General features: G+C 67.0%; 18 protein-coding genes. 11 read left to right on the top strand and 7 right to left on the bottom strand.

What is annotated here, in order from left to right; translation table 11 throughout:
* Positions 1-4: 4 nt before the first annotated feature.
* Both AC1DOP_RS05365 and pyk read left to right on the top strand, forming a co-directional pair.
* Entirely contained in the window at positions 5-1,291 is a 1,287-nt protein-coding gene (locus AC1DOP_RS05365) for a glycerate kinase type-2 family protein (protein WP_477250231.1), read from the top strand.
* Positions 1,281-2,702 carry a pyruvate kinase gene (gene pyk, locus AC1DOP_RS05360; RefSeq protein WP_441933468.1) on the top strand — a complete coding sequence of 474 codons (1,422 nt, stop codon included), beginning with the start codon at positions 1,281-1,283 and terminating at the stop codon, positions 2,700-2,702. Before AC1DOP_RS05365 ends, pyk begins: the two co-directional genes overlap by 11 nt.
* 3 nt (positions 2,703-2,705) lie before the next feature.
* On the opposite strand, the gene AC1DOP_RS05355 is transcribed toward pyk, so the two are convergent.
* The 4 genes from AC1DOP_RS05355 to AC1DOP_RS05340 form a co-directional block, all read right to left on the bottom strand.
* On the bottom strand, positions 2,706-3,089 hold the full coding sequence (locus tag AC1DOP_RS05355; RefSeq protein WP_441933466.1) for a group III truncated hemoglobin: 384 nt from the start codon (positions 3,087-3,089) through the stop codon (positions 2,706-2,708).
* A 7-nt stretch (positions 3,090-3,096) separates the two neighbouring features.
* A complete protein-coding gene (locus AC1DOP_RS05350) occupies positions 3,097-4,041 on the bottom strand; it encodes a D-2-hydroxyacid dehydrogenase (RefSeq protein ID WP_477250228.1) in 945 nt (314 codons plus the stop codon).
* A 102-nt stretch (positions 4,042-4,143) separates the two neighbouring features.
* Positions 4,144-4,500: a hypothetical protein gene (locus AC1DOP_RS05345; RefSeq protein ID WP_441933462.1), complete on the bottom strand. Its 357-nt coding sequence runs from the start codon at positions 4,498-4,500 to the stop codon at positions 4,144-4,146.
* 121 nt (positions 4,501-4,621) lie between these two features.
* Complete coding sequence (locus AC1DOP_RS05340; protein WP_477250226.1) at positions 4,622-5,881, bottom strand: M28 family peptidase; 1,260 nt, start codon at positions 5,879-5,881, stop codon at positions 4,622-4,624.
* A 132-nt stretch (positions 5,882-6,013) separates the two neighbouring features.
* On the opposite strand from AC1DOP_RS05340, the gene AC1DOP_RS05335 reads away from it, so the two are divergent.
* The 7 genes from AC1DOP_RS05335 to AC1DOP_RS05305 all read left to right on the top strand — a co-directional run bounded on the left by AC1DOP_RS05335 (position 6,014) and on the right by AC1DOP_RS05305 (position 16,391).
* Complete coding sequence (locus AC1DOP_RS05335) at positions 6,014-7,714, top strand: M28 family metallopeptidase (RefSeq protein WP_477250224.1); 1,701 nt, start codon at positions 6,014-6,016, stop codon at positions 7,712-7,714.
* A 102-nt stretch (positions 7,715-7,816) separates the two neighbouring features.
* A complete protein-coding gene (gene ligD / locus AC1DOP_RS05330; protein WP_477250222.1) occupies positions 7,817-10,444 on the top strand; it encodes a DNA ligase D in 2,628 nt (875 codons plus the stop codon).
* Positions 10,445-10,618: 174 nt separating this feature from the next.
* Entirely contained in the window at positions 10,619-11,494 is an 876-nt protein-coding gene (locus AC1DOP_RS05325; RefSeq protein WP_477250220.1) for a fumarylacetoacetate hydrolase family protein, read from the top strand.
* 20 nt (positions 11,495-11,514) lie between these two features.
* Positions 11,515-12,573 carry a gentisate 1,2-dioxygenase gene (gene gtdA / locus AC1DOP_RS05320; RefSeq protein ID WP_477250218.1) on the top strand — a complete coding sequence of 353 codons (1,059 nt, stop codon included), beginning with the start codon at positions 11,515-11,517 and terminating at the stop codon, positions 12,571-12,573.
* Between the two features lie 20 nt (positions 12,574-12,593).
* Complete coding sequence (locus AC1DOP_RS05315) at positions 12,594-13,796, top strand: FAD-dependent oxidoreductase (RefSeq protein WP_477250216.1); 1,203 nt, start codon at positions 12,594-12,596, stop codon at positions 13,794-13,796.
* 92 nt (positions 13,797-13,888) lie between these two features.
* Complete coding sequence (locus tag AC1DOP_RS05310) at positions 13,889-15,004, top strand: porin (protein ID WP_477250214.1); 1,116 nt, start codon at positions 13,889-13,891, stop codon at positions 15,002-15,004.
* 25 nt (positions 15,005-15,029) lie between these two features.
* Entirely contained in the window at positions 15,030-16,391 is a 1,362-nt protein-coding gene (locus tag AC1DOP_RS05305; RefSeq protein WP_477250212.1) for an MFS transporter, read from the top strand.
* 30 nt (positions 16,392-16,421) lie between these two features.
* Here the strand turns inward: AC1DOP_RS05305 and AC1DOP_RS05300 are convergent, their stop codons facing one another.
* Positions 16,422-17,090: a TetR/AcrR family transcriptional regulator gene (locus AC1DOP_RS05300; protein ID WP_477250210.1), complete on the bottom strand. Its 669-nt coding sequence runs from the start codon at positions 17,088-17,090 to the stop codon at positions 16,422-16,424.
* Between the two features lie 80 nt (positions 17,091-17,170).
* On the opposite strand from AC1DOP_RS05300, the gene leuC reads away from it, so the two are divergent.
* Positions 17,171-18,589, top strand: a complete 1,419-nt coding sequence (leuC, locus tag AC1DOP_RS05295) for a 3-isopropylmalate dehydratase large subunit (protein WP_477250208.1) — start codon at positions 17,171-17,173, stop codon at positions 18,587-18,589.
* Between the two features lie 9 nt (positions 18,590-18,598).
* On the top strand, positions 18,599-19,246 hold the full coding sequence (gene leuD / locus AC1DOP_RS05290; RefSeq protein WP_477250206.1) for a 3-isopropylmalate dehydratase small subunit: 648 nt from the start codon (positions 18,599-18,601) through the stop codon (positions 19,244-19,246).
* Here the strand turns inward: leuD and AC1DOP_RS05285 are convergent.
* Positions 19,241-19,528 (bottom strand): hypothetical protein, encoded by a 288-nt coding sequence (locus AC1DOP_RS05285; protein WP_441933439.1) that lies wholly within the window; start codon positions 19,526-19,528, stop codon positions 19,241-19,243. The genes leuD and AC1DOP_RS05285 overlap by 6 nt on opposite strands.
* Positions 19,529-20,620 (bottom strand): non-homologous end joining protein Ku, encoded by a 1,092-nt coding sequence (ku, locus tag AC1DOP_RS05280; protein WP_477250203.1) that lies wholly within the window; start codon positions 20,618-20,620, stop codon positions 19,529-19,531.
* Positions 20,621-20,636 lie beyond the last annotated feature (16 nt).

Below are 20,636 nucleotides of genomic sequence, written 5' to 3'. Positions count from 1 at the left end.
AACCATGGACGCGAAAGCACTACTGAAGGCGATGTTCGACGCCGCCATCGCCGCGGCCCAGCCGGACAAATGCGTTCCGCCCCATCTGCCCGCCGCGCCGCGCGGCCGGCTGGTGGTGATCGGGGCGGGCAAGGCCTCGGCGGCGATGGCGCGGGCGGTCGAACGGGCCTGGCCGGGCAAGCTGGAAGGCCTGGTCGTCACGCGCTACGGCTATGCGGTGCCGTGCGAACGCATCGAGATCGTCGAGGCGGCGCATCCGGTGCCCGACGCCGCCGGCGAACGGGCGGCAAGGCGCATGCTGGAACTGGTGCGCGGCCTGGGTCCCGACGACACGGTGCTGTGCCTGGTCTCCGGCGGCGGCTCGTCCCTGCTGCCGCTGCCGCTGCCCGGCATCACGCTCGAAGACAAGCAGCTCGTGAGCCGCGCGCTGCTGGCGTCCGGCGCCAGCATCGGCGAAATGAATTGCGTGCGCCGCCATCTTTCCGCCATCAAGGGCGGACGGCTGGCCGCCGCCTGCCATCCGGCAAAGGTGCTGACCCTGCTGATCTCGGACGTGCCGGGCGACGAACCCTGCGACATCGCCTCCGGTCCGACCGTCGCCGATCCGAGCACCTGCGCGGATGCCCTCGACATCGTGCGCCGCTACGGTATCGCGTTGCCGGGCAGGGTGCGCGACGTGCTGGAGAGCGGGGCAGGGGAATCGGTCAAGCCGGGCGATCCGCGCCTGGCCGGCAATGAAGTCCGCTTCGTCGCCACCCCGCAGATGGCGTTGGAGGCCGCGGCCCGCGTGGCCGAGGCGGCCGGCGTCGCCGTCCACATCCTCGGCGACAGCCTGGAAGGCGAAGCCCGCGAGGTCGGCAAGGTCATGGCCGGCATGGCGCTGCAGGTGGCGCGGCGCGGCCAGCCCTTCGGCACGCCCTGCATCCTGCTGTCCGGCGGCGAGACCACGGTGACGGTGCGGGGCGACGGCCGCGGCGGGCGCAACGTCGAGTTTCTTCTGTCGGCTGCGATCGCCCTGCGCGGCGAAGCCGGCATATACGGCCTGGCAGGCGATACCGACGGCGTCGACGGCCAGGAGGAGATCGCCGGCGCTTACTTCTCGCCGGATACGTTGGCGCGCGCCTTCGACAGGGAGATCCGGCCCATGCAAAGCCTGGACCGCAACGACGGCCACGGCTTCTTCCAGGCGCTCGGCGACGCCATCGTCACCGGTCCCACGCTCACCAATGTGAACGACTTCCGCGCCATCCTGATCGACACGCCCCACGGGAGCACCACACATGCATCGTAATCGCAAGGCGAAAATCGTCGCCACCCTCGGCCCGGCCAGCACGGACGCGGCCACCATCGAGGCCCTGTTCCGCGCCGGCGCCGACGTCTTCCGTCTCAACTTCAGCCACGGCAGCCACGAGGACCACAAGGCCCGCCTCGACAAGCTGCGCGCGCTCGAACAGTCGCTGGGCCGCCCGGTGGGGGTCCTGATCGACCTGCAGGGGCCGAAGCTGCGCATCGGCACCTTTGCCGAAGGCCGCGTCACCCTCGAGGCCGGGGCATCGTTCCGGCTCGACCTGAATGCCGGCCAGCCCGGCGACGGCAGGCGCGTCGCGCTGCCGCATCCCGCGATCTTCGCGGCGCTGGAGCAGGGCACCATCCTGCTGCTCGACGACGGGCGGATCGCGCTGCGGGTCGAGCAATTCAACGCCGAGTCGGCCGATACCACGGTCGTGAATGGCGGCGTGCTGTCCGACCGCAAGGGCGTCAACGTCCCCGGCGTGGTGCTGCCGCTGTCGGCGCTGACCGACAAGGACCGCCAGGACCTGGCCTTCGGCTTGAGTCTGGGGATCGACTGGGTCGCGCTGTCCTTCGTGCAGCGGGCCGAGGACATCCGCGAGATCAAGGAGATCGTGCAGGGACGCGCCCGCATCGTCGCCAAGCTGGAGAAGCCGGCTGGGGTGAAGGACCTGGAAGCGATCGTCGAGGAAGCCGACGCCATCATGGTGGCGCGCGGCGACCTCGGCGTCGAGATGCCGGCCGAGCAGGTGCCGGCGATCCAGAAGCGCATCGTGCGCGTCTGCCGCCGTCTCGGCAAGCCGGTCATCGTGGCCACGCAAATGCTGGAATCGATGGTGACGGCGCCGGTGCCGACCCGCGCCGAAGCCTCGGACGTCGCCACCGCGATCTACGACGGCGTGGATGCGGTGATGCTGTCGGCCGAGTCGGCGTCGGGCAAGTACCCGGTCGAGGCGGTCACCATGATGAACAACATCATCGTCCAGACCGAGTCCGATCCCGTCTACCGCGAAAGCATCGCGGCGAGCCAGAGCCCGGCGCGGGCCGAGATCGCGGACGCGATCGGGCTGGCGATGCGCAACGTGGCCGAACTGCTCGACGTGGCGGCCACCGTCGCCTACACCAGCTCCGGCCACTCGGCCCTGCGGCTGGCGCGCGAACGGCCGCAGGCGCCCATCATCGGCATGACGCCCAAGCTCGCCACCGCGCGCGCCCTGGCGCTGGTGTGGGGCGTGCACGCGGTGCTGACCCATGATGTCGCCGACGTGTCGGAGATGACGGACTTCGCCTGCATTACCGCCCGCCGCGAAGGGCTGGCGCGCGAAGGCCAGACCATCGCGATCGCCGCCGGCATGCCGTTCGGCGCGTCCGGCACCACCAATCTGCTGAGGATCGCGCGGCTCGACCACTGAAGTTCAGACCTGGACCTGGATCTCGCCGAAGAAACCCAGCTGCAGGCTGCTGGCGATGCGGTTGGCCACGACCACCGCCTCGGCGGAGTCCTCGGTGCCGAACACTTCGATCGCGGTCATCCTGAACAGGGTGAGCCAGCGGACGAAGTGTTCTCGGCCGATGCCGCTCAGGGCCATGTGCTTGCCGAAGACATTGCCCTGGAATTCGCCGGTATCGAGCAGGACCTTGGTCCAGAAGGCAACCATGCGCGGCATGTGCTCGTGCCAGTGGCCGGCCAGCTTCTCTTCGAAGACGGGGCCCAGCACGGCGTCTTCGCGGACGCGGGCGTAAAAGGTGTCGACCAGCTGGACGATGGTCGACGGGGTGATGGCGTCGGTGGTACTCATGGCGCGGTCATACGAGGTTCGTGGGCGTGCCGGCCGCCCAGGCGTCGATGTTATCGACCAGCATGTCGGCGAGGGTCTGCATGGCGCCGCCGCTGGCCCAGGCCACGTGCGGGGTCAGCACGAAGTTCGGCAGGTTCAGTTTCAGAAGCGGGTTGTCCGGCACCGGCGGTTCCTTGCTCAGCACGTCGAAGCCGGCGCCGGCGATGACGCCGTTCCTGAGTGCCTCGGCCAGCGCGGCTTCGTCCACCAGGCCGCCGCGCGCGGTGTTGATCAGGATGGCGTTCTTCTTCATCGACGCCAGCTCGGCCGCGCCGATCATGTGGCGGGTCTGCCCGGTCAGCGGCAGGTGCAGGCTGATCACGTCGCTGGTGGACAGCAGCTCGGACAGCGGCAGCTGCACCACGTCGCCGTCGCCGACCGGTGAGCGCGACGCCACCGCGATCTCCATGCCGAAGGCGCGGCCGATCTGCGCCACGCGGCGGCCCAGCGCGCCATAGCCGACGATGCCGAGACGGCTGCCGGCGAGGTCGCCGATCGGGTGGTCGAGCAGGCAGAAGCGCGTCGAGCTTTCCCAGCGCCCGGCGGCGACGTCGGCGGCATAGGCCAGCAGGTTGCGCCGCACCGCCAGCATCAGGGCGAAGCAGTGCTCCGGCACCGACACCACCGAGTAATTCCGGATATTGCAGACCGCGATGCCGCGCTCGCGGCAGGCGGCCAGGTCGACGTTGTCGGTCCCGGTCGCGGCCACGGCCACCAGTTTCAGGTCCGGCAACTGGGCGATCGCCTCCGCGCGGATCGGCACCTTGTTGATGATCGCGACCGTGGCGCCGCGCAGGCGTTCGACGACGTCCTGCTGGGCGGTGGCCCGATAGTCCTGCCAGGCATGTTCGAAGGCGGGCGGACGGACGTCGGCGATCAGGCTGTCGCGGTCAAGGAAGACGATCTTGTGCATGGCGGAATCCCAGTCGGAGGAACCGCCATTGTAGTGCGGAGACGAAAAAAAGACAGGGTAGGCACCCTGTCTTTCGAAGCGATGGGGCTTGAGCCGCTTGGCTTAGTGTGCTGCTGCCGTGTCGGCTTTCTGGTCTGCGTGAGCGGCAGCCTTGTCGGCAGCGGCCTCCGCTTTGGCCTTTGCGGCCTTCTTGTGTGCTTTTGCCTTGGTCTTGGCGGCGTCGGCCTTGGCGACGGCGACGTCGGAATTGGCCTCGGCTGCTTTCTTCTCTACCTTGGCGTCTGCCTTGGCTGCCGCTTTCTCTTCCTTGGCTTCCGCTTTGGCGACATTCTTGTCGGCTTTTGCATCGGCCTTGGCGGCATGGGTGCTTGCCGGCGCCGGCGACATAGCGGTCGACTGGGCGGCAAATGCCGAGGTGGCGAACAGACCGGCGATCAGGGTAGCGACGATTTTGCTCATGGCGATGTTTCCTTCAGTGTTGTCTTCGAAATTTTTGGGACATTCCCGGGTGCTACTGATCCCTCAACGCGGCCAGCCGCCGGCCAGTTGACGCGTTTTTACATGTTCTTACAAATAGCTATCATTTCTTTTCCTGGGCGCCGGCCAGCCGGGCAATCGCCGCCAGCGTGGTCTGGGCCGCATTGAGGCCCAGCAGGAAGTCCTTGTCGCTGAAGGTCGACACCAGGTCGGTCGGCTGGTGCCAGTGCGGATTCCAGCCGGCGCCGATCTGCTGGCCGCGCTCGTTCTCGCGCAGCGAGATCGACGGCACCAGGTCCATGAACGGGGTCGAGTCCGTATTCGTCATGTGCGGACCGACGGCGGCCGGATAGTCGGTGGCGTATTGCTCGTTCGCGGCGCGGAAGGCCCAGGCCAGCTTCTGCGAGCCTTCGGCCTGGCGCGAGTTCGCCTGGAACTCGATGTTGACGTCGGCTTCGCGGCGCTGCTCCGGCGGCGGCGCCGTGACCGTCTTGCCGTTCGCATCCGTGCGCGCGACCGGCATGCCGTGGTCGAACATCATCATGTCGTGCTGGATCATGCCCAGCCAGCGCGGTTCCGGATAGCGGCCCGAGCCCTTGGGCGATTCGATCCCCTGCAAATCCTTGCGCTGGGCCACATAGGCGGAGGCGCCGTTCAGGCCGGTCTCCTCGTTGTTCCACAGCGCGAAGCGGATGCTGCGCTCGGTAGTGACGCCGGGCGCATTGAGGATCCGCGCCAGTTCCATCACCAGGGCCGTGCCGGAGGCGTCGTCGTTGGCCGCTTCGCCGAAGCCGAGGCCATCCATGTGGGCGGCCACGATATACATCTCGTCGGGACGGCTGCTGCCGACCTTGGTGCAAACCACCTCTTCGCGCGGGCCGCCCTTCGGATCCGGCTGCTCGGCGTTGAGGGCGCGGAGGCGCTCGTCGGGCTGGGCCATCGGATCCTGATTGACGCCGGTGGGCGCGCGGGTGCCGAACAGGGTGCTGCCACCCTGGCCGGCCGGGCTGCCGCGGCCGCCTCCCGCTGCCGCCGGACGCGGGCTGCCGGGCGGACGCGGCGCCGGCGGCACATAGTCATAACGGATGCGCTCGGTGGCGCAGCCGTAGGACTTCAGCTGGGCCTCGATCCAGTCAATCGCCTTGCGGTTGCGTTCGGTGCCCTGTTTGCGGTCGCCGAAGCGGGCCAGGCCGCGAATGGTCTCCTTGTAGCGTTCGAGGTCGAGCTGGCCGACCAGGCGGGCGACCGGGTCTTGAGCGGCCGTGGCCGACACCGGCGCGGTGGATTGGGCCAGGGCGGCGGGCAGGGCCAGCGCGAGGGCGGCGAAGACGGCGCAGGGCAGGAGCAGGGCGGAAGGTTTCACATGAGCTCTCGAATCGATGCTGAAGGAAGCTCGACTATATGCGATGCGCACGATTGATGCCTGTTTGACATTGCAAATTATTCAAAGGATACTCATCCGGCATTTCCACCAACCAAGAAAACCAACGAGACCGTGAAGACCACCACCTCCATCGCCATCCTATCCGCGGCCGCGCTGGCCGCGTCCGCGCATGCCGCCCCGGCCGTGAACGCCGCTGTAAAGCCGGCGGTGCCCGCCGGCCAGGCCGTGCAGATCGAAGCCTCCCACCTGTCGCACGACGTCAAGGTGCTGTCCTCGGACGAGTTCGAAGGCCGCGGCCCGAACACGCCGGGCGAAGCCAAGACCGTCGCCTACCTCATCAACCAGTTCGAGGCGGCCGGCCTGAAGCCGGGCGGCGACGCCATTGACGGCAAGCGCGGCTGGACCCAGGACGTGCCGCTGGGCCGCTTCGAGATCAAGGGCCCGGTCGAGGTCAGCGTCAAGGGCGGCGGGAAAGAAGAAACCCTCACCCAAGGCGAGCAGATCGCCGTGCGCGCCTCGATGACGGGCGCCAAAGGCGTGGAATTCAGGGATGCGCCGCTGGTCTTCGTCGGCTACGGCGTGACCGCGCCGGAGCGCAAATGGGACGACTTCAAGGGCCAGGACATGAAGGGCAAGCTGGCCGTGGTGCTGATCAACGATCCGGACTTCGAGGCGGGCCGCGGCGATTTCGGCGGCAAGGCCATGACCTATTACGGCCGCTGGACCTACAAGTTCGAAGAGATGGCGCGCCGCGGCGCCCTCGGCACCATCATTGTCCACGAGACCGCGCCGGCTTCCTATGGCTGGGCGACGGTGAAAAACTCCAATACCAACGTCATGTACGACGTGGTGCGCAAGAACCCGCGCGAATCGCATGCGCCGGTCGAGGCCTGGATCCAGCGCGACCTGGCCGTCGACCTGTTCAAGCGCGCCGGCCTGGACTTCGACAAGCTGAAGAAGTCGGCCGCCTCGCGCAGCTTCAGGCCGGTCGAGCTGACCGGCGTCTCGATGTCGGGCAAGTACGCCGTCGACGCCCAGGTGATCACGTCGAAGAACGTGGTCGCGCTGCGCGAAGGCAGCCGGCATCCGGACCAGGTCGTGATCTACAGCGGTCACTGGGACCATCTCGGCATCGGCCTGCCGGACGCCAAGGGCGACAGGATCTACAACGGCGCGGTCGACAACGCGACCGGCATCGCGGCCCTGCTGGAACTGGCGCGCGTGTACGCCGCCGCGCCGGCGCCCCAGCGCAGCGTGGTGTTCCTGGCGGTGACGGCCGAAGAGAAGGGCCTGCTGGGCTCCGAATACTATGCCTCGAACCCGGTGTATCCGCTGGCGAAGACGGTCGGCGTGATCAATATGGACGCCCTCGACCCGCACGGCAAGGCCAAGGACTTCACGATTTCGGGCAGCGCGAAGCTGGATCTGCTGGACCGCCTGAAGGCCAAGGCCAGGCTGGCCGGCCTGAGCTACTCGCCGGATCCGAAGCCGGAAGCCGGCCACTTCTTCCGCTCCGACCACTTCCCCTTCGCCAAGCGCGGCGTGCCGGCGATCTCCTTCGGATCGGGCGAGCATTGGGAGCAGGGCGGGCTTGCGGCCGGCAAGAAGGAGGCCGAGCGCTACGTCAAGGAGAACTACCACCAGCCGTCCGACGAATGGCGTCCGGAGTGGACCTTCGAGGGGATGGCGCGCGACCTCGGCATCCTGTACGCGGTGGGCCGCGAACTGGCCGATTCGAACGCCTGGCCGAACTGGTCGAAAGACTCGGAGTTCCGTGCGGCCCGCGATCAGAGCGCATCTGAGCGGAAATAAGTGCTCAAATGAGCGTCGGCAGTGACGGTTAGCTGCCGTACAGTCATGCCCGTGGCATCGCAGTATATTGAGCAATATTGCTGCTGATGTACAGGTGATGCCATGCCCGACGCACTCAAGGAATACAAGGCCAAGCGGAATTTTTCGATCACGTCGGAACCCGCGGAAGGGGGCGACGCCAGCACCGGCGCGCTCACCTTCGTGATCCAGAAACACTGGGCCTCCAGGCTGCACTACGATTTCCGTCTCGAGCTCGACGGCACCATGAAGAGCTGGGCCGTGCCCAAGGGCCCCAGCTACGACAGCCACGACAAGCGCATGGCCGTGCACGTCGAGGACCATCCGATCTCCTATTCCGATTTCGAAGGCACGATCCCGCCCAAGCAATATGGCGCGGGCGAGGTCATCGTCTGGGACAAAGGCACCTGGGAGCCGGTCGGCGACCCGCGCAAGGGCTATGCCAAGGGCGAGATCAAGTTCGAGATGCATGGCCACAAGATGCACGGACGCTGGGTGCTGGTGCGCCTGCGCGGCCATGAGGAAGACAAGCAGGAGCCCTGGCTGCTGATCAAGGAAAACGACGAGTACATGCGGCCGGCGTCCGAGTTCTCGGTGGTCGACGAGATGCCGGACAGCGTCAAGGACCTGCCGATGCCGGGCTCGCCCGAAGACCGGGAAGCGGCGCGCGCCAAGCTGGTGGCCTTGAAGGCCGAGGCCAGGCCGTCGAAGAAGCCGGCAAAGACCACGCGGCGCGGCGCCATGCCCGAGGGCGCGGTCAAGGCCGAGCTGCCGGAAACCCTGAATGCCGAACTGGCGACCCTGGTCGACGGCCCGCCCGAACGGCCCGAGGAATGGATCTTCGAGATCAAGTTCGACGGCTACCGCATGCTGACCCGCGTCGCCGACAAGGGCAAGGACATTCGCCTCGTCACCCGCAACGGCAAGGACTGGACCGACAAGCTGCGGCCGCTGCGCGACGAGATCAAGCGCATGAAGCTGCCGGACGGCTGGTACGACGGCGAGATCGTGGTCCACGACGAGAACGGCAAGCCGAACTTCAACCTGCTGCAGCTGGCCTTCGACGGCTCGAACCGCGCCCAGATCGTCTACTTCATCTTCGACATCCCTTACTTCAAGGGCTACGACCTGCGCGAGGTGAGGCTCGACCAGCGCCGCCCGCTGCTGCAGGACGTGCTGGCCGCGAAGGCGTCCGACAGCGTGCGCTTCTCCAGCGAATTCGGCACCGACCCCAGCCAGCTGGTGGTGGCCGCCTGCCAGATCGGCCTCGAAGGCGTGATCGGCAAGCGGCGCGACTCGCGCTACGTGAACCGGCGCTCGCCGGAATGGATCAAGCTGAAATGCGGGATGCGCCAGGAATTCGTGATCGGCGGCTATACCGACCCGCAGGGCGCCCGCACCGGCATCGGCTCGCTGCTGCTCGGCTACTATGACGAGAAAGGCGTGCTGCGCTACGCCGGCAACTGCGGCAGCGGCTTCAACGGCGCCTCGCTGCGCCATATGCGCGAGACCCTGGAAACCATCGCCAGCGACGAGAATCCCTTCCCGCCGCGCGCCGTCCCCGGCCGCGGCAACCACTGGGTCAAGCCGACCCTGGTGGCCGAGGTCAGTTTTTCGGAGTGGACGGCGACGAATTCGATCCGCCACCCGGTGTTCCAGGGTCTGCGCAAGGACAAGCCGGCCGGGAGCGTCGTGCGCGAGCAGGCCAGACATGTGCAGGAGACCGCGAAACCGGCCCCTCGCACGCGTGCGGCCGTGAAAGCGGCACCGAAAGCGAAAGCGGAAGCCAGGGCAGACAAGGCCGAACCGGCGGACAGCAGCCTGCCGGCCAAATTCAAGGTCACCCACGGCGAGCGCGTGATGGACAAGGAGAGCGGCGTCACCAAGCTCGAACTGGTCGAATACTACGCGCTGGTCGGCGAGTTGATGATGCCGCACCTGAAGGGCAGGCCGGTCTCGCTGGTGCGCGCGCCCGAGGGTGTGGGCGGCGAGCTGTTCTTCCAGAAGCACGTGGTCGATCCGCGCAAGATGCCCGGCGTCGGCCAGCTCGACCAGTCCCTCGATCCGGACCACCCGCGCATGACCCGCATCGACACCGTCGAGGGCATCCTGTCCTGCGCCCAGTGGAACGTGGTCGAGATCCACAGCCAGAACGCGGTCGAGAAGCGCTACGACACGCCGGACCGCTTCGTGTTCGACCTCGACCCGGGCGAGGGCATCTCGTTCGCGCAAGTGCAGGAAGCGGCCCAGCTGGTGCGCGCCTTCCTGCAGGAGCTTGGGCTGAATCCCTTCCTGAAAACCAGCGGCGGCAAGGGCCTGCACGTGGTGGTGCCGCTCAAGCCCAGGCTCGATTGGGACACCGTGAAGGACTTCTCGCACGCCATCGTGACCCACCTGGCGAAGACCATTCCGGACCGCTTTTCGGACAAGAGCGGCGCCAAAAACCGCGTCGGCCGCATCTTCATCGACTACCTGCGCAACGGCCGCGGCGCGACCACGGTGTCGGCCTGGTCGGCGCGCGTGCGGCCGGGACTGGGGATTTCGGTGCCGGTGCGCTGGGACGAGTTGATGGACCTGAGGTCGGGGGCGCACTGGACGGTGAGGACCGTGGGGGAGCGGCTGGCGATCGGGAATTCGCCCTGGGAGGATTATGAGGAGAGTGCCACGACCTTGACCAAGGCGATGAAGGCGCTCGGATTCAAGCCGAAATAGTCGCGGCGGCGGCCGCGTGATGGATGAGGACCCTTGCGAGGGTCCTTTTTTTCGCCCCTGCAAATCCTCGTTGACAATCCTCAAGTCCCGCTCAATAATGACCTAACTCAAAAATGAGCGCGCTCAAAAAAAAGTGCGACGCAAAGTTAACCGTGAGAACCTGAGGAGCACGAGATGAAGATTTGCCGTTTCAATGACAACCGCATCGGCCTGGTCGAAGGCGGACAGGTGTACGACGTGACCGAAGTGGCTGCCCAGCTGCCGGCACTGAAGTGGCCGCTCGAGCCGGGCGACCAGCTGATCGCCCATCTGGAGCGCCTGAAGGGCCAGATGCAGGAACTGAAGGGCCGCGCCAACCCCGTGGCGTTGGACAGCGTCAAGCTGCTGAGCCCCGTCGCCAACCCGTCGAAGATCATCGCCGCGCCGCTGAACTACCAGCTGCACGTGGCCGAGTCGAAAGCCGACAAGGGCATCCACAACGGCGTGCACCTGCCGGATTACGATGGCTTCGCTTCGCCGGTCGCCAAGTTCGGTGTGTTCCTGAAGTCGCCGTCGTCGATCGTCGGCGCGGGCGAGGGCGTGCGCATTGCCTACCCGGGCCGCCGCAACGACCATGAAGTCGAACTGGCCGTGATCATCGGCCGGAAGTGCAAGGACGTCGGCCGCGAGGATGCCTTCAGCGTCGTCGCCGGCTATGCGATCGGCCTCGACATGACCGTGCGCGGTCCCGAAGACCGCAGCTACCGCAAATCCGCCGACACCTATTCGGTCCTCGGTCCCTACCTGGTCACCCGCGACGAAGTGGCGGACCCGGACGCGCTGGACTTCTCGATCACCGTCAACGGCGAGCACCGCCAGAAGGCGAACACCCGCGACCTGATCACCGGCGTGGCCGAACTGATCGAAGTTGCCTCGCGCGCCTACACCCTGTACCCGGGCGACATCATCATGACCGGCACCCCGGAAGGCGTGAACAGCATCGAGCCGGGCGACGTCATGCATGCGTATATCGAAGGCATCGGCGAGATGGACGTCGCCATCCGCGCCTGAGACGCGCCGAAGGAGGAGACATGAACACCACCACGACAGGCGAAGCCGGCGCCCTCGAAGCGCGCCGCGACTTTTACCGCCGCATCGACCCGGACAACCTGGCCCCGCTGTGGGAACAGTTGCACAGCCTGGTGACCCGCACCCCGGCCTCGCAGTGCCGCCCGGTGCACTGGGACTACCGCAAGATCCGCCCCTACCTGGACGAAGCCGGCCGCCTGATCACCGCCGAGGAAGCGGTGCGCCGCGTGCTGATTCTCGAGAACCCGGGCCTGCGCGGTCAGGCGGCGGCCACCACCTCGCTGTACGCCGGCCTGCAGATGATCCTGCCGGGCGAGATCGCGCCGCCGCACCGCCACACCCAGGCGGCGATCCGCCTGATCCTCGAAGGCGAGGGCGCCTACACCTCGGTCGACGGCGAGAAGACCTTCATGGAGCGCGGCGACTTCATCATCACCCCGGCCTGGCACTGGCACGAGCACGGCAACGAAGGCGCGGCGCCGATGGTCTGGCTCGACGGCCTGGACGTGCCGATGGTAGCCATGCTCGACGCCAGCTTCGCCGAGCATGCCGCTGACCTGCCGGCTCCGATCCCGGCGCGCCGCGGCGGCGAGAGCAAGGCGCGCTTCGGCAGCAACCTGCTGCCGGTCGACTACCAGGCCCCCGGCCCGTCTTCGCCGCTGTTCAAGTATCCGTATGCCGAGACCCTGGCGGCACTGCGCGCGATCGCGGCCGGCAATCCGCCTGACGCCTGCCATGGCCACAAGCTGCGCTACGCGAATCCGCTCGACGGCGGCTATCCAATGCCGACCATGGGCGCGTTCATCCAGTTGCTGCCGGGCGGTTTCGGCACCGCGCCTTACCGCTGCACGGCCGGGACGGTGTTTGCCGTGATCGACGGCGAGGTCGAGGTCGCGATCGGCGAACAGCGCTTCACGGCGCGCCCGAACGACGTGTTCGTGGTCCCGAGCTGGGCCGAGCATCGCATCACGGCGGGGACGGACGACGCCGTGATCTTCAGCTTCTCGGACCGTCCGGTGCAGGAAGTACTCGGCCTGTGGCGCGAGCAGCGGTCGGCGTGAATCATCAAGGAACTAGAATCATGAGCAAGAAACCCGTAGTCATCGCGGGCGGCGGCCCGGTCGGCCTGGTCACCGCCCTGGCCCTGGCGCGCCAGGGCATCGAAGTCGTGCTGCTGGAAGCGGAGAGCCAGATCCCGCAAGACCTGCGCGCCGGTACCTTCCACCCGCCCACCGTCGAGATGCTCGACCGCCTGGGCCTGGGCAATGCCATGCTGGAGCAGGGCATCAAGGTGCCGGAATGGCAGATCCGCGACCGCCGCACCGGCGTGGTCGCCCAGTTCGACCTCGGCCTGCTGGCCGACGTCACCCCGCATCCCTTCCGCCTGCATTGCGAACAGCACAAGCTGTCGCGCATCGCCGCCGACGTCCTGGTATCGATGCCGAACGTGAAGCTGCTGTTCGGCCATCGCTGCACCGGCTTTGTCCAGGATGCCGAAGGCGTCACGGTCAAGGTGCAGTCGGAAAACGGCGAAGACGAGATCCGCGCGAGCTGGCTGGTCGGCACCGACGGCGCCCACAGTGTGGTGCGCAAAGGAATGAACGTCGAGTTCGATGGCTTTACCTGGCCCGAACGCTTCCTGGTGTTCGCCACGCCCTATGACCTGCGCGAGCAGGGCTTCACGGGCAATGCCTACGTCGCCGATCCTGACGAGTGGTGCGCGATCTTCATCCAGCCGCACAAGGGGCCGCCGGGAATCTGGCGCATCGCCTTCCCCACGAAGCCGGAGATGAGCGAGGAAGAAATCCTGTCCGACGCCTTCGTGCAAAGCCGGATCCAGGGCTTCCTGGCGCCCGACCGCGAGTACGAGATCGCCTACCGCAGCGTGTACCGCGTGCACCAGCGCGTGGCCAGCGATTTCCGCGACGGCCGCGTGCTGATCGCCGGCGACGCCGCCCACATCAACAATCCGCTCGGCGGCATGGGCCTGAACAGCGGTATCCACGACGGCGTCAACCTGGCGGAGAAGCTGACCGCGGTGTTCGAGGGCGCGAGCCAGGACCTGCTGGACCGCTACGTGCGCCAGCGCCGCCTGACGAATATCGAGTACGTGCAGGCGATCACGATCCGCAACAAGCGCCTGCTGGAAGAACGCGATCCGGCCATCCGCAAGGAGCACCTGGACGAGCTGCGCCAGACCGCCGCCGACCCGGCCAGGGCCCGCGCCTACCTGCTCAATTCGTCGATGATCGCCAGCATCGCGCGGGCGCGGGAGATCCAGTAAGCAGTAGACCCGTAGTACAACCCGGAAGGCGGCCGTTACTAGAGGCGCAGCAAGCGCCCGGCCGAGCTGCCTTCCTCTTTGGAGGAGACTCGATGTTCAAGCAGCAAACGATCGCGCTGGCCTGTGCCGCCTGCGCAGCAGGCATGCCGGCCGCGTCCGCGATGGCGCAGACCAGCGTGGCACTTTACGGCAGCGTCGACGGCGGCATCAGCTATGTCAGCAATGAGCGCGGCAGCGGCAACACCCGCGTCGACAGCGGCAACCGCTCGCCGGACCGCTTCGGCTTCCGCGGCGTCGAAGACCTGGGCGGCGGCCTGAAGGCCATGTTCATGCTGGAGAGCGGATTCAATCTCGACGACGGCACGCTCAAGAAAAGCACGGCCCTCTTCAACCGCCGCGCGGTGGTCGGCCTGGACAGCAGTTACGGCCTTCTCACTCTCGGGCACATGCCCGACTTCATGTACGATTACCTGCGCTTCCAGAGCAACGGCATCATGGGGTCTTCGTACTTCTTCCATCCGGGGAACCTGGACAACCAGGCCAGCACCTTCCAGATCGATAACGCGGTCCGCTACGAGACCCCGAGCGTGGGTGGTTTCAAGCTGGGTGCGATGATCGGCTTCGGCGAAAATCCTGGCGACAGCAGCAAGAACCGCAACTGGAGCGCAGGCGCCCAGTATGCGGCCGGCCCGCTGAAGGCAAACCTCGCGTACACCGTGTCGAACGACCGCAGCTTCAACCTGGGCGGCACGCTCGGCATCCGCAGCCTGCTGGGCCAGGCGCTCTCGAACGGCGACCCGTCGGCGCCGAGCGCCGCCTACACGAACTTCGCATCGTCGAAGACGACCAGCGTGGGCGCCACCGGGAGCTACACCGTCGGACGATTCACGCCGCACGCGATGATTTCGCGCGTCGAGCTGGAAAACCGCGTGGGCTCGGCCGCCCAGACGAACTATGAGCTCGGCACGGATATCGATACCGGCAATTTCAATATCGTCGGCGTCTCGACCGGCATCTCGCGCTTCGCCGGCGTGCGCTGGACCCAGTTCAACGTGATCGACATGCTTGCCCTGTCGAAGCGCACGACCTTGTATGCCGCGGTGGCCTACCAGCGCGCCAGCGACGGCCTGGCGGTGATCAACGGCCTGGCGCCGTCGTCCACCAACCGCCAGGTCGTGAGCCGCATCGGTATCCATCATTTCTTCTGATTTCCAGCCGTATCGGGATTTGTACATGAATACATCACATAAAAAGGTCGACGTCGTCGACCTGCTCGACCACGCCAGAGTGAGCCGGCTGCACGTCAGCCTGATCGTCTGGTCCTTCCTCGTCATGGTCGTCGACGGTTTCGACCTGCAGGCGATCGGCTATGTCGCCCCTTCCTTGATCAAGGCCTGGGGACTGAACCGCGCCGCCTTCGGCGTGGCCTTCTCGGCCGGCCTGGTCGGCATGATGATCGGCGCCACCCAGGGCGGCACCCTGGGCGACCGCATGGGCCGCAAGCGCACCGTGCTGAGCGGCGTGCTGCTGTTCGGTGTCTTTACCCTGGTCACGGCCTGGGTCTCGGGCCTGACCGAACTGGTGGCGCTGCGCTTCCTCGCCGGCGTCGGCCTGGGCTGTGCGGTGCCGAACGCGATCGCGCTGAACACGGAGTACGCCCCCAAGCGCCTGCGCGCCACCATGGTCACGCTGATGTTCCTCGGCTATACGATCGGCGCCGCCCTGGGTGGGGCCGCCGCGGCCTTCCTGATCCCGCGTTTCGGCTGGAGCTCGGTGTTCGTTGCCGGCGGCGTCGCGCCGCTGGTCGTGGCCGCGCTGTGCGCACGCTTCCTGCCGGAGTCGGTGCGCTTCCAGATCCTGAAGGGCGACCTGGCGGCCGCCCGCAGCCGCCTGCAGGCGTGGTTCCCGCAGGCCGGTATCGCACGGGACACGGAACTGGTGCTGCACGAGGAGAAGCGGCCCGGCTTTTCGGCCGGCCACCTGTTCAAGGAAAAGCGTGCGCCCTTCACCATCCTGCTGTGGATCTGCTTCATCGCCAACCTGGTGACGCTGCACTTCATTGCCAACTGGCTGCCGACCGTCATCGAAAGCACCGGCGTGCCGCTGCAGCGCGCCGTGATCGTCACCTCGCTGTTCCAGGTTGGCGGCACTGTCGGCGGCATCATCATCAGCCGCCTGCTGGACCGCGGCAGCCTGCTGCCCCTGGTCGGCTTCTTCGCCCTGGCCGCGCTGATGATCGCCTCGATCGGCATGTTCAGCCGTAGCGAAACCATGCTGGAAGTGATCGTGTTCGCCGCCGGCCTGTTCGTGGTGGGCACCCAGTTCGGCCTGAACGCGCTGGCCGGCAGCTCCTACCCGACCTTCATCCGTTCGACCGGCGTGGGCTGGGCCCTGGGCATCGGTCGCATCGGCTCGATCATGGGCCCGATGGTGGGCGGCATCCTGATCGCGTTGAAGTTGCCGCTGCAGGAAATTTTCCTGTGGGGCGCGATGCCGATGCTGGTGGGCTGCATTGCCTCGGGCATGCTGCTGCGGCTGCGCCAGGGAGCGATCCGCGCCGGCGCCGACCTCCAGGTGGCGGCAGGCTCACATTAGGTGAGCCTGCCGGGTTCGCACTAAGCGGGCTCAGGGTGTGGCTTCGCCGTCGGCCGGCCGCACCCCGGACAGCGCCAGCGCCAGCAGCTTGCGCAGCCTCTCCACGCCGGCCTCGGGCTGAGGATCGTCATCGTTGAGCCAGCGCCGCACCTCGGTCAGGTAGATCGTCATGCACAGCGAGGCGATGTCGGCGGCGGCATGCTCGCGCCCGATGCGCCCCGCGTCCTGCTTGGCGCGGATGATTGTTTCGAGCAGCTCCACGATGCGTCCGCGGCGGCCGTAGAAGCGGGCGGTCTCCGGTCCCTGGCCGGTGCCGCGCGACAGGAAGTCGAAGGTTTCCTGGACAGCGGGGCGGGCCAGGCGCGGCTCGCTCGCCCAGTAGGCGTAACGGCGGCCGAAAAATCCGGTCAGCTGGTCGATCAGTGGACCTTCCCAGCGCCGGGCTGCCAGCTCGTCGTTCACCTGGTCGAGATCGTCGTTGATGATCATCATCAGGAGGTCGCGCTTGTCTTTCGCATACACGAACAGGGTGCCAATGGCGACCTCGGCGGCGTTCGCGATCTCGCGTGTGGTGGCATCCTCGTAGCCCTTGTCGAGGAAGACCTTGCGCGCGGCCTGCTTGATGCGGCGGCGCTTTTCCAGCTTGCCGCGTTCGCGCAGGCCGAGCTTGGGGGCGGTGGTGTCGTCGGTGTCTGTCATATGGAAAGTATATCGAGTTCGCCATGTGAAATAAATAGAGCGCGCTCATTTTTGATCATGTTGTTGAAAGGAAGTATCAAATGACGGCAGCCAGAACCCTTTACGACAAGCTGTGGGACGAGCATGTGGTCCGCGTCGAAGACGACGGTACCGCCCAGCTCTACGTCGACCGCCACCTGCTGTACGAAGTCACCAGCCCGCAAGCCTTCGCCGGCCTGGCGCTGGAGCGGCGGGTGGTCTGGCGGCCCGGCGCCAGCCTGGGCGTGTGCGACCACAACGTACCGACCAGTGGCCGCGCCGGCGGCATCCGTGATCCGCTGTCGCGCATGCAGGTCGAGACCCTGGAAGCGAACTGCGACGCCCACGGTATCGCCCAGCTGCGCCTGCTCGATCCGCGCCAGGGTATCGTGCACGTGGTGGGCCCCGAGCAGGGCGCCACGCTGCCCGGCATGACCGTGGTGTGCGGCGATTCCCATACCAGCACCCACGGGGCCTTCGCCGCGCTGGCGTTCGGTATCGGGACTTCCGAAGTCGAGCACGTGCTGGCGACCCAGACCCTGCTGATGAAAAAGAGCGGCAACATGCTGGTCGAACTGGAGGGCAGCCTGGCACCCGGCTGCACGGCCAAGGACCTGATCCTGTACGTGATCGCGCAGATCGGCGCCGACGGCGGCAATGGTATGGCGATCGAGTTCGGCGGCAGCGCCGTGAGCGCACTGTCGATGGAAGGCCGGATGACGCTGTGTAACATGGCGATCGAGGCGGGCGCGCGCGCCGGACTGGTGGCGGTCGACGATACCACCATCGCCTGGCTGGAAGGCCGGCCCGGCGTGCCCCGCGGCGAGGAGTGGCGCCAGGCGGTCGATCACTGGCGTGGCCTGGCCAGCGATCCGGATGCCCGGTTCGACCGCCGCGTGCGGCTCGAGATCGGCGGCCTGCGCCCGCGCCTGACCTGGGGAACCTCGCCGGCGATGGCCGGCGACATCGATGGACAGGTGCCCGATCCGGCGCAGGAACAGGACGCGGGACGCCGCGCATCGATGTGGCGCGCCCTCGACTACATGGGCCTGGAGCCGGGACAGGCATTGAACGGCTTGCGCTTCGACCGGGTCTTCATCGGCTCCTGCACCAACAGCCGGATCGAGGACCTGCGCGCCGCGGCGCAGGTCGTGCTGCGGATGGGCGTACGCGTGGCGGCCGGCGTGAAGCAGGCGCTGGTGGTGCCAGGCTCCGGGCTGGTCAAGCTGCAGGCCGAACGCGAAGGCCTCGACCGGGTGTTCGTCGAAGCCGGCATGGAGTGGCGCGAGCCGGGCTGCTCGATGTGCCTGGCGATGAACGAGGACCGCCTCCAGCCGGGTGAGCGCTGCGCCTCGACCTCGAACCGCAACTTCGAAGGCCGCCAGGGCGCCGGCGGCCGCACCCACCTGATGAGTCCCGCGATGGCGGCGGCGGCGGCCCTGGCCGGCCATCCCGTCGATGTCACGTCCTTTTTCGCCTGAGGAGCCGTCATGCAAGCATTTACCGTACTGCGCGGTGTGGCCGCGCCGCTGGACCGCGACGACGTCGATACCGACGCCATCATCCCCAAGCAGTTCATGAAGTCGGTCGAGCGGACCGGTTTCGGTCCCAATCTGTTCGACGCCTGGCGCTACCTCGACATCGGCGAACCCGGCATGGACCATGCGGCGCGGCCGAGGAATCCAGAGTTCGTGCTGAACGACCGGCGCTACGCCCAGGCAAGCATCCTGCTGGGACGCCGTAATTTCGGCTGCGGCAGCTCGCGCGAGCACGCACCCTGGGCGCTGCTGCAGGCCGGCTTCCGGGTGGTCATCGCGGCCAGCTTTGCCGACATCTTCATGGGGAACTGCTACAAGAACGGCCTGCTGGCCGTGCCGCTGGGCGTGGAAGCGATGGACCGGCTGTTCGCGGCCGCCGGCGGGCCGGAGCCCTTGCTGCTCGAGGTCGACCTGCGCGCCCAGACCGTTACCGGGGCGGGCATTGCGGAGCGCTTTGCGATCTCGCCATTCGTCCGCGAGAATCTGCTTACCGGGAAGGACGACATCGCGCTGTCACTGGCGCATGCGAGCGATATCGCAGCCTTCGAAGCGCGCCGCAATGCGCGCTATCCGTGGCTGGCGCGGGCGCTGGCCTTATGAGGCGGGCTGGGCCCCGGATTCGTTGCGGGTCTCGGCTTCGGCCTCCTTATGATTCCGCACGATCCCCCGCACATTCATCGCGCACAAGCCCGCCTGCAGCGCAATCAAGGCCCAGGCCTCGTCGTGCACGCCCCACACGATCCACAGCAGGTTGCTGACGATGAAGGTATAGAAGCCGAAAATCCGCCGCCTGGCGTGGCGTGCACCGACTAAAAACGCGGCGCCCAGGGTGACCGCCATCGCCGGCCATTGCAGGAGATCGATCAGCGTATCCCAGTCCACTCAGGCCGCCTTCCTGCGCCTGGCCGGGGTCTTGGCCGCCGTGGCGGTTTTGGACGCAGCGGCCGTGCGCTTGGCGGGCGCCTTCGAAGCGGCGGTCTTCGTCGCAGTCTTTTTTGCAGGCGGCTTCTTGGCCGCGGTGGCGCGCGCCTGCACGGTGGGGGACGAAGCCGTCTTGCGGGCGCGCGGCGGCGGTGAGTCGGTGCTGTCCTCGTCCTCGTCGCTGGACGGCTTGCGCGACTTGCGCGGCGGCGGGTCGTCATCGTCGTCGCCGTCGCCGTCCGCATGCGCGGGCGCCGGTTTCTTGCCCAGGCTGGCCTGCAGCAGCGAGACCAGGTCGATGACGTTGGATTTCTTCGGCTTGTCTTGGTCCGGCTCCGGCATGGTGATGGTCTTGGTCTGGTTGGCCGCGATCTTCTTCTTCACCATCGCCATCACGTCTTCGCGATAGGTGTCGTGGTACTTCTGCGGCTTCCATTTCTCGCTCATTCCTTCGACGAGCGCCTTGGCCATCTGCAGTTCCTTTTCCGTGAGCTGGGCCGCCTTCGAGTTCTCGTCGGGAATCTTCAGTTCGTCGGTGGGGCGGATCTCGTCCGGGTAGCGCAGGGTGTTGAGGACGATGGTGTCGCCCACGCAAACCAGCGCCGCCAGGTGCTGCTTGACGCGGATGACGACGTTGGCGATGCCGATCTTGCCGACTTCGCGCAGGGTCTCGCGCAGCAGCGCATAGACCTTGTCGCCGCCCTTGCCGGGCGCGAGGTAGTAGGGCTGCTCGTAGTAGATCAGCGGCACCTGTTCGGCGTCGACGAAGGCCAGGATGTCGATGGTGCCCGTGGCCTCCGGATTCGCGCGGCGCAGGTCCTCGTCGGACAGCACCACGTATTCGTCGGTCGCGTACTCATAGCCCTTGATGATGTCGTCCCACGAGACTTCCTTGCCGGTGTTCTTGTTGTAGCGCTTGAAGCCGATCGGCGAGAAGTCGCGCCGGTCGAGCATGTGCAGGTCCAGGCCGTTGTCGCTGGTTGCCGGGTACAGTTCGACCGGGATGTGCACCAGACCGAAGCTGATCGCACCCTTCCACATACTCCTCGCCATGATCACACTCCTTTAG

This window comes from Massilia sp. 01N410 (assembly GCF_056399665.1).
The sequence above is the reverse complement of the archived record's forward strand: the minus strand, read 5'-3'. Positions and strand labels throughout refer to the sequence as shown.

Coding starts and splice junctions, on each gene's coding strand:
- AC1DOP_RS05365 (WP_477250231.1), top strand. CDS start 5: ATGGACGCGAAAGCACTACTGAAGGCGATGTTCGACGCCGCCATCGCC.
- pyk (WP_441933468.1), top strand. CDS start 1,281: ATGCATCGTAATCGCAAGGCGAAAATCGTCGCCACCCTCGGCCCGGCC.
- AC1DOP_RS05355 (WP_441933466.1), bottom strand. CDS start 3,089: ATGAGTACCACCGACGCCATCACCCCGTCGACCATCGTCCAGCTGGTC.
- AC1DOP_RS05350 (WP_477250228.1), bottom strand. CDS start 4,041: ATGCACAAGATCGTCTTCCTTGACCGCGACAGCCTGATCGCCGACGTC.
- AC1DOP_RS05345 (WP_441933462.1), bottom strand. CDS start 4,500: ATGAGCAAAATCGTCGCTACCCTGATCGCCGGTCTGTTCGCCACCTCG.
- ligD (WP_477250222.1), top strand. CDS start 7,817: ATGCCCGACGCACTCAAGGAATACAAGGCCAAGCGGAATTTTTCGATC.
- AC1DOP_RS05325 (WP_477250220.1), top strand. CDS start 10,619: ATGAAGATTTGCCGTTTCAATGACAACCGCATCGGCCTGGTCGAAGGC.
- gtdA (WP_477250218.1), top strand. CDS start 11,515: ATGAACACCACCACGACAGGCGAAGCCGGCGCCCTCGAAGCGCGCCGC.
- AC1DOP_RS05315 (WP_477250216.1), top strand. CDS start 12,594: ATGAGCAAGAAACCCGTAGTCATCGCGGGCGGCGGCCCGGTCGGCCTG.
- AC1DOP_RS05310 (WP_477250214.1), top strand. CDS start 13,889: ATGTTCAAGCAGCAAACGATCGCGCTGGCCTGTGCCGCCTGCGCAGCA.
- AC1DOP_RS05305 (WP_477250212.1), top strand. CDS start 15,030: ATGAATACATCACATAAAAAGGTCGACGTCGTCGACCTGCTCGACCAC.
- AC1DOP_RS05300 (WP_477250210.1), bottom strand. CDS start 17,090: ATGACAGACACCGACGACACCACCGCCCCCAAGCTCGGCCTGCGCGAA.
- leuC (WP_477250208.1), top strand. CDS start 17,171: ATGACGGCAGCCAGAACCCTTTACGACAAGCTGTGGGACGAGCATGTG.
- leuD (WP_477250206.1), top strand. CDS start 18,599: ATGCAAGCATTTACCGTACTGCGCGGTGTGGCCGCGCCGCTGGACCGC.
- ku (WP_477250203.1), bottom strand. CDS start 20,620: ATGGCGAGGAGTATGTGGAAGGGTGCGATCAGCTTCGGTCTGGTGCAC.